This window comes from Campylobacter sp. TTU_617 (genome assembly GCF_016599045.1).
GTDB lineage: Bacteria > Campylobacterota > Campylobacteria > Campylobacterales > Campylobacteraceae > Campylobacter_D.
Genome location: NZ_JAENKV010000001.1, coordinates 183,774 through 198,651, shown reverse-complemented (window position 1 = coordinate 198,651; position 14,878 = coordinate 183,774). Strand labels below are relative to the sequence as shown.

Sequence of the window (14,878 nt, the reverse complement as noted above, 5' to 3'; positions counted from 1 at the left end):
ATTTTAATAGAATGCCGTTTTAACTTTTAAGGATATTTATGCGTGGTTATAAAATTTTTTCAGGTTCAGCTAATATTAATTTCGCAAAAGAAATTTCAAAATATCTTTCTTTACCTTTAAGTGATGCAGGTATTAAGCGTTTTAGTGATGGTGAAATTAGTGTTCAAATTGATGAAAGTGTTCGTGGAAAAGATGTTTTTATTATACAAAGCACTTGCGTTCCAACAAATGATAATTTAATGGAGCTTTTGATTTTAACAGATGCTTTAAGAAGATCAAGCGCTAATTCTATTACCGCAATTGTTCCTTATTTTGGATATGCAAGACAAGATAGAAAAGCTAATCCTAGGGTTCCAATTACAGCCAAACTAGTTGCTAATTTAATTCAAACTTCAGGAATTGATCGTGTTGCAACTATTGATTTGCATGCAGGTCAAATTCAAGGTTTTTTTGATATTCCAGTTGATAATCTTTATGGAAGTATAGTTTTTAATGACTATATAAAAAATAAACATTTTAAAAATGCAATCATTGCAAGTCCTGATATAGGAGGGATTGCAAGAGCGCGAAGTGTTGCAAAACATTTAGGTCTTGATATTGTTATCGTTGATAAAAGAAGAGAAAGAGCTAATGAAAGCGAAGTTATGAATATCATAGGCGATGTTAAAGATAAAGAAGTGATTTTGGTTGATGATATTATAGATACTGCAGGAACTATAGTAAAAGCTGCTGAGGTTTTAAAAGATAGAGGGGCAAGATCGGTTATGGCTTGTTGTACTCATCCTGTATTAAGCGGAGCAGCATATGAAAGAATTCAAAATAGTGCGCTAGATGAACTTGTTGTTACAGATACAATTCCTCTTAAAAAAGAACTCCCTAACATTAAAGTATTAAGTGTAGCTCCAATTTTTGCAGAAGTTATACGCCGTGTTTATCATAATGAAAGTGTTAATTCTTTATTTATCTAAAAATTAATAAAAATATATAAAGATTAAAAAATAAATATTTATTCCATTTTATTCTAAAATGGAATAAATATTGCTTGTATTATTTTATATTTAGATTGAAGGCAGAAAATCTAAATAAAGGATTTAATATGAGCATCTTTAGCATCAATGATAACTCAAACTATGGCTCTATACTTTCACAAAGTAAAGCAAATAAAGAAAGTAAAGAAAATTCAAAAATAAATTTTGCAAATACTTTTTTAAAACAAAATGCTAGTAAGTTAAATGAAATTCAAAGTGCAAATTCACAAACTTTAATAAGAAGTGAAGTATTAAATTCTACTAACAATAATATCAATAAGAATTATTATACTAAAACAAATTCTCCTAATTATGATATAGCTAGTGAATTTAAAAACTCTATTTATACTCTAAAATATAAACAAGTAGATTTAAATACTAATACAGCTTATGGCTATAGTGTAGATAAAGATGGCTATATGGGAGAAGACTTTAATAAAGCTGCAGGATTGCCAAAAGATTTTAAAATACATAAATCTACTTTGGATGAGATAGAAAGATTTAATCAAGAAAATATGGCTAGTGAAACTAGTGGGAATTATTATAATAGCTTTGATATGGCTTCTATTGTTAAATCCTATTATAATAGCTTTAATCAAGTAATAAGTGTATTTCCAAATGATAAAACAAGTTTTAGCAAAGCAGATTTGGAACAATTACCAAAAGGATTAAATAGTGATTATAATGATAACCAAGAACAAATTGTAAAAAATATATTTAATGCAGAACAATTTCACGAAGCACAAGCAATTAAATATTCTACTATGAATTTGGGCATGAACCTTACAAAACTTGACTTTTCTCCACAAAGTATGGAGCAAGGTTATTCAATTGAAGATGGCTTTAATCCTGATATGTCAGTTTATCCACAAAATGAAGATGGAAGCTATTCTAAAGAAGCTTTGTTTATGAGTTTTTTAAAATCCTATCCGCCTTTTCCATCTTCAAATCAAGTTGTTTTGAGCCCTGAAGCAAAAGCTTTAGAAGCAAAATTTGAACTAGAAAGAAAAGCAAATCCTTCTTTTAGTGTCTCCTTAGATGACATTATGACAGGTAAAGTTGATTTTGCTAAGCTATTAAAAGGTTATGCACAAGATGGATGGCTTGATGCAGATATATATGCAATGGATAAAGGAGTTAAATGGCAAAATACAAGCATAGGTTATGGTGGAGCTTGGTTTGATAGAGAATTTAATCAAGCAAAAGCTAATGGTTGGAAAGCAAGTAATGAAAGTATAAATTCTTATGTAAATAATATAATGGATAGATTAGATAAGCTAATGAGTGAAACTAGAGTTTAAGGATTTAATATGAGCATCTTTAGTATAAATGATAATTCAAGTTATGGCTCTATACTTTCACAAAGTAAAGCAAATAAAGAAAGTAAAGAAAATTCAAAAATAAATTTTGCAAATGTTTTTTTAAAACAAAATGTCACTAAATTAAATGAAATTCAAAGTAAGAATACTCAAAATATAGCATTTAATGAAGTATTATCCAATAAAAATAATGTTTATACCGATACTCCTAATTATAATATATCAAGTGAATTTAAAAACTCTATTTATACTTTAAAATATAAACAAGCTGATTTAAGCACTAATACAGCTTATGGTTATAGTGTAGATAAAGATGGCTATATGGGAAGTGATTTTAACAAAGCCGCAGGATTGCCTGAAGATTTTAAGATACATAAATCTACTTTGGATGAGATTAAAAAAGCTGCCGAAAATGAGCCTTATATTGCAGATATGAAACAATATTTTGGTGTAAGCGAGTATTATACTAATATTGATATGGCTGAAACCATTAAACAATACTACAATCTTTTTTCTAATGCTTTAGGTCAAAGTTTTCCAAATGATAAAACAAGTTTTAGTGAAGCAGATATAAATTCTATGCCTAGTGGTTATGGTGTAAGTGGAACGCAATCAATGGACTTTAATGATCCAAGCAATAGAATGAATATCACTCACCTAAGAGATTTTTCAAATTCTTTAATTTCAAATGTTTATAAAACCCCTGAACAAGCAAAAGAAGCTGATGAAATTTGGCTTGATTCAGGATGTATGATCAAAGGATTATCATCTGAGACTTTAGGTTTATCCTTAGAAGAAATCAAAAATGTTTCTAAAGGTGAAGATTGGCAATTTAATCCTGATATGTCAGTTTATCCACAAAATGAAGATGGAAGTTATTCTAAAGAAACTTTGTTTATGAGTTTTTTAAAATCTCAAGGTGGACAACCCGTTGAGAGTCCAAAAACCACACTTAATCCAACAATAGAAGCTTATAATAGGGCTATGGCTAAGGAGAGTTTTAGTGGTCTTGCAATTAACATTGATAGTATTATGACAGGTAAAAGTGACTTTAAAAGCTTTTTTAGATACTGGGCAGAGCATGGCATAGCAGAAGGTGATTTATATATGTATGAAAATAACATTCCTAAAGAATCTGCTATGGGTAATTGGGCTTTAGATGCTGAAATTAAACAAGCTCTTGCTAATGGCTGGAAAGCAAAACCTAGCACCATTAATTCCTATGCTGATTCTATAATGGATAGACTTAATAATCTTATAGGACAAACTAGGGTTTAGGAAGTAAATAAAAAGAAATTAATATCGCTTAATTGTGATATTAAAATCTAAAATGTTCTATTTCAAAATTTAAAGATTTGGGTAGATTGAGTTTGTAATCTTTGAGTTGTTTTTTAGGATTAACAACTAAAGCAAATCCACCTTTATTATACCTTATAAAATTTGATATATTCTCCATAGCTTGGATCAAGTATTTGTAAATAATTACCTTTATGATTTATAATCACTACAAAATGTGGAAAGCGTGGATCATCTTCAATCTTTACTAAAATAGGAACAGATGTAATATTTTCTAAAATCTTTCTATCGACTTTATAAGATTTGCTTTCATAGCCAAGCTTTTTTACTGCATCATTTAAATCTGCAAAGCTTACCATATCTGTATAAAGCTTTTGATTGCTCATAGTTTTTAACAAGTCTAGTTCTGTTAAATTATTATCATCAAGTATATTGATAAGTGTAGCTAAAGAAGCAGCGCCACAAGATTCTTCATAATTTTGCCTTACAACTTTTTCATTTTTGATTTCTTGGTAAGACTTAACTACAAATTCTGCCTTTAAAAATAAAGGCAAAAGAGCAACTATTAATGCTATTTTTAGAATTTTTTCCACAGATTGATACCAAAAATTGCATCAGGAGCAGCAGAGCTTCCGCCTAGACTTGCACTGACTGAAATAGCTGTATCTTGATTGATACTATAAGTAGAACCACCACTAATTGTAGGGATTGATCTTAATTCTGAGTTTTTTATACCATTAATTTTTTGTGCCGTTTGAAATCTTTGCTCTGCTCCCAAATCTAAAGTAATTTTAGGGCTTAAGATAATGGATAGACTCCCGCCTGCATAAATGCTATTTCCATATTTTATTTTTGCAATTTTAAATTTTCTTGTTTGATTATAACCAAAACCTGTATAAATGCTATATACCACAGGATCGCTATATCCTCTTAAACTGGCTTCTAAACTTTGGGATTGAAAATAAAAGTTTTTAGTTTGCAAAACTGTTTTTTCTCTTTGAATGATTGCTGTTTGAAATTTAATCTGTGGGACAAAATCCGCAATACTCTCTCCTGTATAAATAAAGCCTATCCATAAAGAATCAAAATTTAAAGTATTTTTGCTTGTATAAGCACCTGAAATAATATTGTTATACTCTTAATCTTGCATAATTTCCACCACCTGAGATAAGTAAATCAAAACTAGGCGTAAGCGTATAAATAAAAGTTTGATTTAAATAAAGTTGTTTTGTATCATTCCAAACATTTAAATCCCCATTTATTCCTATATTTGGATAAAGAAAGTAAGAATGAGAATTTCCTGTGCTAAGAAGTGATAAGCTTGTAATACTTCTTAAGCCTATTTGCTTTTTAAATAAATTGTCTATATTTAACTCATCGCTAGCAAAAAGATAAGCATTTAAAACTATATAAATAAAAATAATTTTTCTCATTCTTTATCCTTTTAAAATATTGCCCAATTTTTAAGCAAAAAATATTTGTGAATTTTAATATTTTAAATTTTAAAAAAATTTAAATTAAATTAATATTTTATTAATTATAATTTAACGATTATCCAATAAAGGAGGATAAACAAAAATGGTTAATAAAATTTTATGGTTTTTTGTTGCCTTGCTTGGAGCTTGTTGTTTTTGCTATTTGGCTTTACAAAATGGAGAGAAAGTTTCAGCTCTTTATTTGGTTGTATCTGCTGTATGTATTTATATGATAGCATATAGATTTTATGGTCGTTTTGTGGCTTATAAAGTTTTAGAGCTTGATAGAAATCGTGCTACACCTGCAAGAGTTGAAAATGATGGACAAAATTTTGTTCCAACAAATAAAATTGTTTTATTTAGTCACCAATTTGCAGCTATTGCTGGAGCTGGTCCTTTAGTTGGTCCTGTTTTGGCTGCTCAAATGGGTTATTTACCTTCTATGATTTGGATTTTAATTGGTGGAGTTTTGGCAGGTTCTGTGCATGACTTTTTAGTTCTTTTTATTTCTATGAGGAGAAAAGGTCGTTCTCTTGGTGAAATGATAAAAGATGAGATGGGGAATTTTACCGGTGCTGTAGCTATGATAGCTATTTTTGGAATCATGATTATTATCATTGCTATTTTAGCTATGGTTGTGGTAAAGTCTTTAGCAAATTCTCCTTGGGGTTTATTTACTATTGCTATGACTATTCCTATTGCTATATTTATGGGTATTTATATGCGTTTTATTCGTCCTGGAAAAGTAGGCGAAACTTCTATTATAGGTTTTGTACTTTTAATTTTAGCAATTCATTATGGTAGTGTTGTTGCAGCAGATCCTTATTGGTCTAAATTTTTTACTTTTGATGCCCCAACATTGGCTTTTATGATTATGGGCTATGGGTTTATTTCATCACTTTTGCCTGTATGGTTCTTTTTGGCGCCAAGAGACTATCTTGCTACTTTTTTAAAAATTGGTGTTATAGTCGTAATGGCTTTGGCTATTGTGATTGTTATGCCTGATTTTCAGATGCCAAAAATTAATTATCAGTATCTTGATGGAACAGGTCCTGTTTTTGCTGGATCGATTTTTCCTTTCTTGTTCATTACTATAGCTTGTGGTGCCATTAGTGGATTTCACGCATTAATTTCAAGCGGAACAAGTCCTAAAATGCTTGAAAATGAAGAGCACGCTTTATTGGTTGGTTATGGCGCTATGCTTGCTGAAAGTGCTGTGGCTATTATGGCTTTAATTTGTGCTTGTATTTTACATCCTGGAATTTATTTTGCTGTAAATTCCTCTTCGGCTTTAATAGGGAATGATTTAGTAAGTGCTGCAAAAATTATTAGTGATTGGGGATTTAGTGTAACACCGCAAGAAATTATGCAACTTACTAAGGATATAGGAGAGCAAAGTATATTATCAAGAACAGGAGGAGCTCCAACATTCGCTTTAGGCGTTACTTTGATTTTGCATAAAATTTTTGGTGGAGTTGAATTTATGGGTTTTTGGTATCATTTTGCCATTTTATTTGAAGCTTTATTTATTTTAACTGCTGTTGATGCTGGAACTAGAACTTCTAAATTTATGGTTCAAGATATTTTAGGAAATATATATAAGCCTTTAGGAAATACTCATAATTATTTTGCAGGAATTTTAGCTACTATTTTAAGTGTAACTTGTTGGGGTTATTTTTTATATCAAGGTGCGATAGATCCTAAAGGCGGAATTTATACTTTATGGCCGCTTTTTGGTGTAAGTAATCAAATGTTGGCTGGAATGGCTTTACTTTTAGTAAGTGTAATACTTGTTAAAATGGGTAAAAAAAGATTTCTTTGGGTTACTTTGGTTCCAGCTTGTTTTGTTTTATTGGCAACTCTTTATGGTGGAATACAAAAGGTATTACCTTATGAAGAAGGAGCCAAGGTAAGAAATGTAGTAAGCCATATAGCTACTGCTCAAATAGCCAATAAAAATATAGAAAAATTAGAAAATGAGCTTTTAGAATTTAAATCACAAAAAGTAGATTTAAGTGAAAATGAAAATAATTTTGCTCAACAGATAAAAGAAAAAGAACAACAAATTTCTAATTTATCTCACGTCGTTTTTGGAAATATTTTAGATGCTGTTTTATGTATCTTTTTTATGCTAACTACTTTACTTGTTATTATCTCTTGTATAGGAATTTGCATAGGCAAGATAAAAATTCCGTTAAAAGAAAGTCCTTATATTAAAATCAGTTCTTTAAATGTTAAAGAAAATTAAATTTTATTATGAAAAAGCCGAAAGGTTTTTTCATCCTTTAGTAGGACTTTCAAGTTATGATAAGTATGTAGAGCATATGAAAGAAAAGCATCCTAAAAAAACTCCCAAAACTAGAGCAGAGTTTTTTAAAGAATGCTTAGAAAATAAATATAATAGCAAATTAAGTAAATGTTGATAATTTTTTAGGATAAAGTTTTATCATACAATTTAGGAATTTAAAAAACCATGGATTTTCTTTAATTCTTCACTAATTGGTTTTTTATTACCTTCTCTATCGACACTTACATAGGTTACAATAGCAGAGGTTACATGGATACAAGCCATGCAACCGAGCTTATCTACTCTTTGTGCAACAACTTCAACTTGAACTTTTATCGAGGTATTTCCAACTTTTAAAATTTTTGCATAACACGAAATAATATCACCTATAAAAACTGGTTGTTTAAAAACGACTTGCTCCATAGAAATTGTTACAACTCTTTCAGGGGAAAGTTCTCTAGCAGCTATAACTCCAGCTGTATCTATTTGAGACAAAATCCATCCTCCAAAAATATTGCCTGCAGAATTTGTATCTTTTGGCATTGCGACTATTTTAAGTTTTGGCTCTCCCATATCTTTCATTTTTTCTCCTTGATTTTTAATGTTTAATTATAATAGAATTTAAAACTATAAGGAGTAAAATTATGAATAATTTTAAAGAAGTGTTACTACTTGTAAAAAAACGAAAAGAACAAATTAATTCTTTATATGAGATTTTAGATAAAGATGATATTGGTCCTTATTTTGAATCTTTAATCAATTTAAGTGGTTTGAAAAAAAACAAAAATGCTATTTTGGCTATATTAAGACGTTTAGTAGATTTAAAAGAAGAAAATTTAGTAAAAGAACTAGAAAAAAATAATTTTAGCGAAGAAAAAATTACTAAAATAAAACATCTTTTTTATGATGAAGTAAGAAAATTTTATGAAAGAGAGCACCAAGAACTTATTAATGAAATTAAAAATAAAAAACTTTTAAATAATTTTTATCAAACTCTTATTCAAGGTGTTCATAATATAGGCTTAATTATCAATGATTTTGAAAGTTCTTGGACTAAAGAGATTATAGAAAAAAATAATAAGATTTTATCTTCAATGTTTAAAGATCTTAATCTAGCCTTGGAATTTTTAAAGCAAAATAAACTCTATCAGGTTGATAGAAATGGTCAAATTTGCGAAAGAAGTTATGGGGTTTTGGTTAGAATTGGTCAAATTTGGAGATTTGTTCCTTATGCTAAATTCTTTGAAAATGAAATTTTAAGACTTGAATTTGCATTTGATTCTATGATAGATAAGCTTAAAACTTTTGCAAATTCAAATGAAGAATTTGCCTATATTGAATATCTAATAAAATTAAAAATTGCTTTTTGCGAAAAGCGAGAAAATAAAGTTATAGAGGCTTGGCAAAATGCTGAGCTTGCTTGGATGGAAGTAAAATCACCTTTGCAAATTGGTCATCCTTTAGAGTATTATGAGGATAATTATACCCACGCTGTAGCACTAGAATGGGATATTAGATTGCAAGATGAGAGTTGTTTTGATGTAAATGAATTTATCAATCAAATTAATACTAGTTTTGAAAAAGTTTGTAAAAATATCAATTTAAATAACAATAATTTAAAAACCGAAGTTTTAAATAATATCAATAAAACACAGCTTTATATATGTACCCCTATGATTTTTTATGGAGCGGAGCTTAGAGGACTTTTTTCTGCTCAAGTTGTTCCTAATGATGAATTTGTAAGTGCTAAATCGGGCAAGAAGATTTTTGCTTTTTTAAATTTTGTTTATGAAAGTGCTAAAAGCAAACCTTTTATGAAAATTTCAAGTGTAATTTTTGAAAAAGATTTTTTAGATTATGGAAGAGAAATTCTTTTTTTTAAAGAAGAAATTTGGAAAAAGGTTTATGAAATTTCTACTATAGGTCACGAGTTTGGTCATATTTTCTTTATAGATCAAGAGAGCGAAAAGCTTATGAATCAGAGTGGATATTTTAAAAATATAGAAGAATATAAAGCTACCACAGGAGGATTGATAAATTTTTTCTATCATGAAGTTGAAGAGCTTAAAATGCCGGTATTTTATGAACTTATTAAAAGATCTATTTCTTTAATTGCTTGGCAAGAAGCAGAAGAAGTAAAACCTTATTATACAGAGGGTTTAATTCATCTTGATTTGTTATTTAAAAGTGGTGTTTTGAGTTTTAAGGATGAAAAATTATTTGTTAATTTTACTTTAGAGTTTTATGAGAAATTTAAAGATTTAACTTTACAAAATTATCATAGTCTTGCTAAACACTATGCTCAAAAAAATGATGCTAAAGAATTTTTAAATATTTTTTGCATTTTGGAAAATGGGATATTTTTACCTGTAAATAAAGAGTGTAGAAATTTTGTTTTATATTATTATGATTTATATAAAAAGCTTGGAAATGAACTTGATGATAGTAAAGAGTTTGAAAAATACAAAGAGAAAGAGAAAAAAATAAAAAAAGATAAGAAAAATTAATGTTTTTTCTTGCTATTGCTTTTTAAATATGCTAGAATTAGGCTTTTTAATATTAAAAAAAAGGAGCTTTCCATGACTAAAGCAGATTTTATTTCTCAAGTTGCTCAACTTTCTGGGCTAACCAAAAAAGACGCAGGTGTTGCTACAGATGCTGTTATTGCGGCAATTACAGATTTATTAGCAAAAGGAGATAGCATTAGTTTTATCGGTTTTGGAACTTTTTCAACTACTGAAAGAGCAGCCAGAACAGCTAGAGTTCCTAGTACAGGTAAAACAATTACTGTTCCTGCTACTAAAGTTGCTAAGTTTAAAGTAGGAAAAAATCTTAAAGAGGCTGTTGCAAAAAAAGCAGGAACTAGCAAAAAGAAAAAGTAATTTTTAAGGCTAGATTTTCTAGCCTTTTAGTTACTTTTTAAGATCAAATTCAAAAGAAAAATTTGTTGATTTATTATTTTCTAATATATCAGCCTTAAAACGCATAATATCTTTTGTACAAGCACTTAATCTTATTTTTCCTTCAAAAATATTGTCTTTTGTTTTATTAAGATTGATTTCTGTTATTCCCATAAACATATTGATTCCATAAATTCTAATTTTTAGATCGTTGTATATTTTATTTGATTTTATTTCCATTTTTAATTCATTTGTATTTAATGGTTTAATGGGCTTTGGATTGATAGAGACTATAATTTTTTCATCATTAAAATCATATATACAATCTTGAAGGTTTAAATCACAAGTATTTTTTTGAGTCATTAAGCCATTAGTTGCTAATCTTGTATTGTCTAGTATATAAAAATCAAAAATAATGTAAAGAATTACAATGCTAAAAATAAAAGCTAATATAAATATATTTTTTTTCATAAAGTATCCTAGTTTATCAATTTGTATTTTGATGAGATTTTTTAGTATACCGTAAATAAAATGTGAAATTATTTAAAATTTAATTTACATCGTTTTTTAAGAAAAATTAATATATAATTTTAGTTTTGAATAGTTTTTTAAAGGATCATCGTTGTTTAAAATTACCATTGCTGTATTATTTTTTATTTCAAGTGTTTGTGCTTCGGATTTTGTAAAAATTTATCTTGATAATGGCTTAGAAGCAGTTAAAACTGCTATAGAGCAAAAATTAACTAGCAAAGATTTTTGGCTAGAAGAGCTTAAAGATCAAAATGTTTCTTTGGGATATTATAAAGATGAAGTTATTATTGTTGTTACCAATAAAACAAAAAAAATTCTTAAAGTTTATTCTTACAATAAAGGAAAAGTTGAAGAAAAATTTGAACAAAAAGATGTTATTACTGGTTTAATGGGTGATAAGCAAAAAGAAGGAGATTTAAAAACTCCTGTTGGTTTTTATGAGTTAGGAAAAAAATTTAATCCAGGTGATCCTTATTATGGTCCTTTTGCTTTTGCAACAACTTATCCAAATTTGCTTGATAAAGTACAAGGAAAGACAGGTGGAGGTATTTGGATCCATGGTTATCCTTTAGATGGAACTAGAATTGATGAATATAAAACTAGAGGATGTATTGCTTTGCTTAATAAAAATTTAGATAGTTTTGCGGCAATTGTTAAAGATAAAAAAGTTTATGTTTTAACAGAAGAAAAAGATAAAGTTTATGGAAAAAAAGATGAAATTGCATCTTTATTGGCTTCTTTGTTTGAGTGGAAAGATGCTTGGACGATAAATGATATTAAAACATATTTAAATTTTTACGATGAAAAAGAATTTAAAAGATTTGATAAAACTTCCTTTTCTCAGTTTGCAGTAATGAAAAAAAATATTTTTTCAAAAAATGAGAAAAAAGACATTAAATTTTCAGACATTAGCATAAGTCCTTATCCAAATTTGGAAGGAAAAATTATGTATAGAATTTCTTTTTATGAAGATTATTATACGAAAAATTATCAGTTTAAGGGTAATAAGGTTCTTTATGTTAGACTTGATAAAGAAGGCAAAATGAAAATTCTTGCAGAGCAATAATGTCTTTAATCAAATTAAATCAAAAGGCTTATGAATTTAATTTAGATCAAATTGCTAATAAGACTGGAAATTTTGATCGTATTATTTGTGTTTTTAAAGATAATGCATATGGACATGGAGCAACTCTTTTAGCCCCTATTGCTAAAAATAAAGGCATTAATTTTATTGCTGTTAAAAATGAGCAAGAAGCAAATGAACTTAAAGATTTTTTTGATTCTATTTTAATTCTTTCGCATCGCCCAAATGGCAACGAAAATCTAAATTTTATTTATGCTTTGAATGATATAGATTTAATTGAAAAATTTAAACCTTTAAGCAGAATTCATTTAAAAATTGATACAAATATGCATAGAAATGGAATTAAATTTCAAGATCTAGATAAAGCATATGATAGCATTTTAAAGTACAATTTAAAACTAGAAGGCGTTTTTACACATTTTTCGAGTGCAGATAATATAGATGATTTTTATTTTAAGCAAAAAAATAATTTTAAAAAAGTAAAAGAATGGTTTTATAAAAAATGTGATGAAAAACTGATTTTTCATTCTTTTAATTCAGCAGCTTTGTTTAATTCGCAAATTCCTGAAGATGAATATTGTAGAGTAGGGCTTGTTCAGTTTGGTTATGGAGCTTTACATTTAAAAAAGGTTTTAAGTCTTTATGCTCATAAATTAAGTCAAAGGATTTTAAAGGCAGGAGAGAGCATAGGTTATTCTAATGCTTATACAACACTTAAAGATTTAAATATAGCAACTTATGATTTAGGTTATGGTGATGGGTTATTTCGTTATGATGCTAAAGGGGAACTAAGGCTTGCAAATGGTAAGAAAATACTTGGAAAAATGTCTATGGATAGTTTTTCTTGCGAGGATAGTGGAGATGAAATTTGTGTTTTTGATGATGCATCAGTATGGGCAAATTTTTTTAATACTATAGACTATGAAATTTTAGTTAAGCTTCATCCTGGTATCAAAAGGATAATAATCTAATGTTTAATATAGTTTTGGTTTCACCAAGAATTCCACAAAATACAGGAAGTATTGGTAGGATGTGTTTTAATGCAGGTTTTAATTTGCATATTATAAAGCCTATTGTTTTTGATTTAGAAGAAAAAAAGCTTAAAAGAGCTGGTCTTGATTATTGGGATAAATTAAATCCTATTATATGGGAGAGTCTTGATGAATTTTTGAAAAAAAATATAAAATATAAAGATCGTTTTTTCTTTGCGACTACAAAAAGTGAAAAACCTTATTTTAAAGTGCAATTTCAAAAAGATGATTTTTTATTTTTTGGAAGTGAAAGTTTTGGCCTTCCACAAGATTTAATGCAGCTTAATTGGCAAAATGCAATAACTATACCAATGAAAGCTTATGGAAGAAGTCTTAATCTGGCTACTAGTGTAGGAATTATAACTTATGAAGCATTAAGACAGAATTTCTCTTTTTTTACTTATTGATTTTTTAGAATAATATTGTGTAAAATATTTTATTAACTTTAGGAGCGTAAATGAATTTAATGGAAGTTGGCAATTTTATAGATAAAATATTACCTAAAACAGATATTATAATGGTTGTTTTATTGATTATTTGCGGTCTTTATTATAGTTTTAAAACGCGTTTTGTTCAATTTAGAATGTTAAGTAGTGTTTTAAAAATATTAACAGAAAGATCTGACGAAAAAGAGCATATTTCTCCTTTTCAAGCATTGATGATTTCTACGGCTTCAAGAGTAGGTATAGGAAATATTACAGGAATTTCCATTGCAATTGTTGTTGGCGGTCCTGGTGCTTTATTTTGGATGTGGCTTATGGCCTTTTTTGGTGGAGCTTCAGCTTTTGCTGAAAGTACTTTAGCACAAGTTTATAAATCAAAAGATGGAACAGGGGGTTATAAAGGTGGTCCAGCTTATTATATAAAAAAGGCATTGGGTTCAAAATCATTAGGAGCATTTTTTGCTCTTATTTTAATTATTACCTATGCTTACGGCTTCAATGGTCTGCAAAGTCAAAATATTACTTCAGCATTTGAAGTTTATTATAATATGGCTAATCCAAATTCATCCATTTCTTTTATGCAAAGTCATTGGCCTTTAATTGTAGGTGGTATTTTAACTTTATTTAGTATTTGGATGTTTTTTTCTCATCATACTAAAATAGGAAAAATAAGCTCTTTAATAGTTCCTTTTATGGCACTAGCTTATATTTGCCTTGCGGTTATTGCAGTATTAATGAATTTTGAGAAAATTCCTATGGTTTTTCATATGATTTTTCAAAGTGCTTTTGATTTTAAGGCTATATTTGGAGGTTTTGCTGGTTCTGTTTTAGTTATAGGAATTAAAAGAGGACTTTTTTCTAATGAAGCAGGTATGGGATCTGCTCCTAATGCAGCAGCAGCAGCGCTTACTAGTCACCCTGCAAAACAAGGAATTATTCAAGCTTTTTCCGTTCTTATTGATGTTATAATATGTACAAGTTCTGGTTTTTTAGTATTATTTTCTTTAACTTATTTAAACAATATAGGAGTAGATGGAAAACCTATTTTTACAGCTCTTCCTTTGGTTCAACATGCTATGGATGAGTATTATGGTAAATTAGGTATACATTTTATTTCTATTTCTATTGTATTATTTGCTATTACTTCCTTAATAGGAAATTATTATTATGCTCAAGCTAATGTAAAATATTTAAGCGATTCTAAAGTTGTTATGAATCTTTTTAGAATCTCAGCTGTACTAATGGTTTTTATAGGTTCTCAAATGGATTTAAAGTTAGCGTGGAGTTTAGCTGATTTAACAATGGCTTTTATGGCAACTACAAATATAGTTTCTTTATTGCTTTTAGGTTCTATTGTTAGTAAAGTTTTAAATGATTACAATTTACAAAAAAGTCAAGGTAAAGATCCACAATTTAGTGCTTCAAAACTTGGTATTAAAAATGCAGAGTGTTGGGATTAATTAAAAAAGACTTTAATGGGTCTT

At 28.3% G+C, this 14,878-nt stretch carries 13 protein-coding genes and 2 pseudogenes; 11 read left to right on the top strand and 4 right to left on the bottom strand.

Translation table 11 applies throughout. The features are described from left to right. Positions 1–38 precede the first annotated feature (38 nt). From GQV94_RS00950 to GQV94_RS00940, 3 genes are all read left to right on the top strand, one after another. A complete protein-coding gene (locus GQV94_RS00950) occupies positions 39–968 on the top strand; it encodes a ribose-phosphate pyrophosphokinase (protein ID WP_131186906.1) in 930 nt (309 codons plus the stop codon). Between the two features lie 128 nt (positions 969–1,096). Further along, complete coding sequence (locus tag GQV94_RS00945) at positions 1,097–2,329, top strand: Cj0814 family flagellar-dependent secreted protein (RefSeq protein ID WP_200169115.1); 1,233 nt, start codon at positions 1,097–1,099, stop codon at positions 2,327–2,329. Positions 2,330–2,338: 9 nt separating this feature from the next. Next, complete coding sequence (locus GQV94_RS00940; RefSeq protein WP_200169114.1) at positions 2,339–3,625, top strand: Cj0814 family flagellar-dependent secreted protein; 1,287 nt, start codon at positions 2,339–2,341, stop codon at positions 3,623–3,625. A 40-nt stretch (positions 3,626–3,665) separates the two neighbouring features. Here GQV94_RS00940 and GQV94_RS00935 read toward each other — a convergent pair. Beyond that, positions 3,666–4,236, bottom strand: a pseudogene (locus GQV94_RS00935) (cysteine peptidase family C39 domain-containing protein). After that, positions 4,221–5,076, bottom strand: a pseudogene (locus GQV94_RS00930) (hypothetical protein). The pseudogenes GQV94_RS00935 and GQV94_RS00930 overlap by 16 nt, the downstream one beginning before the upstream one ends. A 145-nt stretch (positions 5,077–5,221) precedes the next feature. On the opposite strand from GQV94_RS00930, the gene GQV94_RS00925 reads away from it, so the two are divergent. Both GQV94_RS00925 and kcuS read left to right on the top strand, forming a co-directional pair. Continuing rightward, the gene (locus tag GQV94_RS00925) at positions 5,222–7,366 is read left to right on the top strand and encodes a carbon starvation CstA family protein (protein ID WP_200169113.1); all 2,145 of its coding nucleotides are present in this window, start codon (positions 5,222–5,224) and stop codon (positions 7,364–7,366) included. Beyond that, the gene (gene kcuS, locus GQV94_RS00920) at positions 7,350–7,541 is read left to right on the top strand and encodes a KCU-star family selenoprotein (protein ID WP_200169112.1); all 192 of its coding nucleotides are present in this window, start codon (positions 7,350–7,352) and stop codon (positions 7,539–7,541) included. Before GQV94_RS00925 ends, kcuS begins: the two co-directional genes overlap by 17 nt. Before the next feature lie 32 nt (positions 7,542–7,573). Here the strand turns inward: kcuS and GQV94_RS00915 are convergent, their stop codons facing one another. Beyond that, on the bottom strand, positions 7,574–7,987 hold the full coding sequence (locus GQV94_RS00915) for an acyl-CoA thioesterase (RefSeq protein WP_200169111.1): 414 nt from the start codon (positions 7,985–7,987) through the stop codon (positions 7,574–7,576). Between the two features lie 62 nt (positions 7,988–8,049). Between GQV94_RS00915 and ciaB the strand changes: the two genes are divergently transcribed. Both ciaB and GQV94_RS00905 read left to right on the top strand, forming a co-directional pair. Next, positions 8,050–9,912 carry an invasion protein CiaB gene (gene ciaB, locus GQV94_RS00910; RefSeq protein ID WP_200169110.1) on the top strand — a complete coding sequence of 621 codons (1,863 nt, stop codon included), beginning with the start codon at positions 8,050–8,052 and terminating at the stop codon, positions 9,910–9,912. A gap of 72 nt (positions 9,913–9,984) precedes the next feature. Beyond that, the gene (locus tag GQV94_RS00905; protein WP_200169109.1) at positions 9,985–10,287 is read left to right on the top strand and encodes an HU family DNA-binding protein; all 303 of its coding nucleotides are present in this window, start codon (positions 9,985–9,987) and stop codon (positions 10,285–10,287) included. 30 nt (positions 10,288–10,317) lie between these two features. On the opposite strand, the gene GQV94_RS00900 is transcribed toward GQV94_RS00905, so the two are convergent. Continuing rightward, positions 10,318–10,776, bottom strand: coding sequence for a hypothetical protein (locus GQV94_RS00900; RefSeq protein WP_200169108.1), 459 nt, complete (start codon positions 10,774–10,776; stop codon positions 10,318–10,320). Between the two features lie 160 nt (positions 10,777–10,936). Here GQV94_RS00900 and GQV94_RS00895 point away from each other — a divergent pair, with 160 nt between their 5' ends. The 4 genes from GQV94_RS00895 to GQV94_RS00880 are packed head-to-tail and all read left to right on the top strand — an operon-like array spanning position 10,937 to position 14,854. Continuing rightward, the gene (locus GQV94_RS00895) at positions 10,937–11,902 is read left to right on the top strand and encodes a L,D-transpeptidase family protein (protein ID WP_325099631.1); all 966 of its coding nucleotides are present in this window, start codon (positions 10,937–10,939) and stop codon (positions 11,900–11,902) included. Then, on the top strand, positions 11,902–12,891 hold the full coding sequence (locus GQV94_RS00890; protein WP_200169106.1) for an alanine racemase: 990 nt from the start codon (positions 11,902–11,904) through the stop codon (positions 12,889–12,891). The genes GQV94_RS00895 and GQV94_RS00890 overlap by 1 nt, the downstream gene beginning before the upstream one ends. Beyond that, on the top strand, positions 12,891–13,358 hold the full coding sequence (locus GQV94_RS00885) for a tRNA (cytidine(34)-2'-O)-methyltransferase (protein ID WP_200169105.1): 468 nt from the start codon (positions 12,891–12,893) through the stop codon (positions 13,356–13,358). Before GQV94_RS00890 ends, GQV94_RS00885 begins: the two co-directional genes overlap by 1 nt. A gap of 50 nt (positions 13,359–13,408) precedes the next feature. Beyond that, positions 13,409–14,854: an alanine/glycine:cation symporter family protein gene (locus GQV94_RS00880; RefSeq protein WP_200169104.1), complete on the top strand. Its 1,446-nt coding sequence runs from the start codon at positions 13,409–13,411 to the stop codon at positions 14,852–14,854. Positions 14,855–14,878 lie beyond the last annotated feature (24 nt).

What these genes read in the sequence shown, in the direction of transcription:
- GQV94_RS00885 (WP_200169105.1), top strand. Translation starts at nt 12,891, where the DNA reads ATGTTTAATATAGTTTTGGTTTCACCAAGAATTCCACAAAATACAGGA.
- GQV94_RS00950 (WP_131186906.1), top strand. Translation starts at nt 39, where the DNA reads ATGCGTGGTTATAAAATTTTTTCAGGTTCAGCTAATATTAATTTCGCA.
- GQV94_RS00940 (WP_200169114.1), top strand. Translation starts at nt 2,339, where the DNA reads ATGAGCATCTTTAGTATAAATGATAATTCAAGTTATGGCTCTATACTT.
- kcuS (WP_200169112.1), top strand. Translation starts at nt 7,350, where the DNA reads ATGTTAAAGAAAATTAAATTTTATTATGAAAAAGCCGAAAGGTTTTTT.
- GQV94_RS00915 (WP_200169111.1), bottom strand. Translation starts at nt 7,987, where the DNA reads ATGAAAGATATGGGAGAGCCAAAACTTAAAATAGTCGCAATGCCAAAA.
- GQV94_RS00905 (WP_200169109.1), top strand. Translation starts at nt 9,985, where the DNA reads ATGACTAAAGCAGATTTTATTTCTCAAGTTGCTCAACTTTCTGGGCTA.
- GQV94_RS00880 (WP_200169104.1), top strand. Translation starts at nt 13,409, where the DNA reads ATGAATTTAATGGAAGTTGGCAATTTTATAGATAAAATATTACCTAAA.
- GQV94_RS00945 (WP_200169115.1), top strand. Translation starts at nt 1,097, where the DNA reads ATGAGCATCTTTAGCATCAATGATAACTCAAACTATGGCTCTATACTT.
- ciaB (WP_200169110.1), top strand. Translation starts at nt 8,050, where the DNA reads ATGAATAATTTTAAAGAAGTGTTACTACTTGTAAAAAAACGAAAAGAA.
- GQV94_RS00900 (WP_200169108.1), bottom strand. Translation starts at nt 10,776, where the DNA reads ATGAAAAAAAATATATTTATATTAGCTTTTATTTTTAGCATTGTAATT.
- GQV94_RS00890 (WP_200169106.1), top strand. Translation starts at nt 11,902, where the DNA reads ATGTCTTTAATCAAATTAAATCAAAAGGCTTATGAATTTAATTTAGAT.
- GQV94_RS00925 (WP_200169113.1), top strand. Translation starts at nt 5,222, where the DNA reads ATGGTTAATAAAATTTTATGGTTTTTTGTTGCCTTGCTTGGAGCTTGT.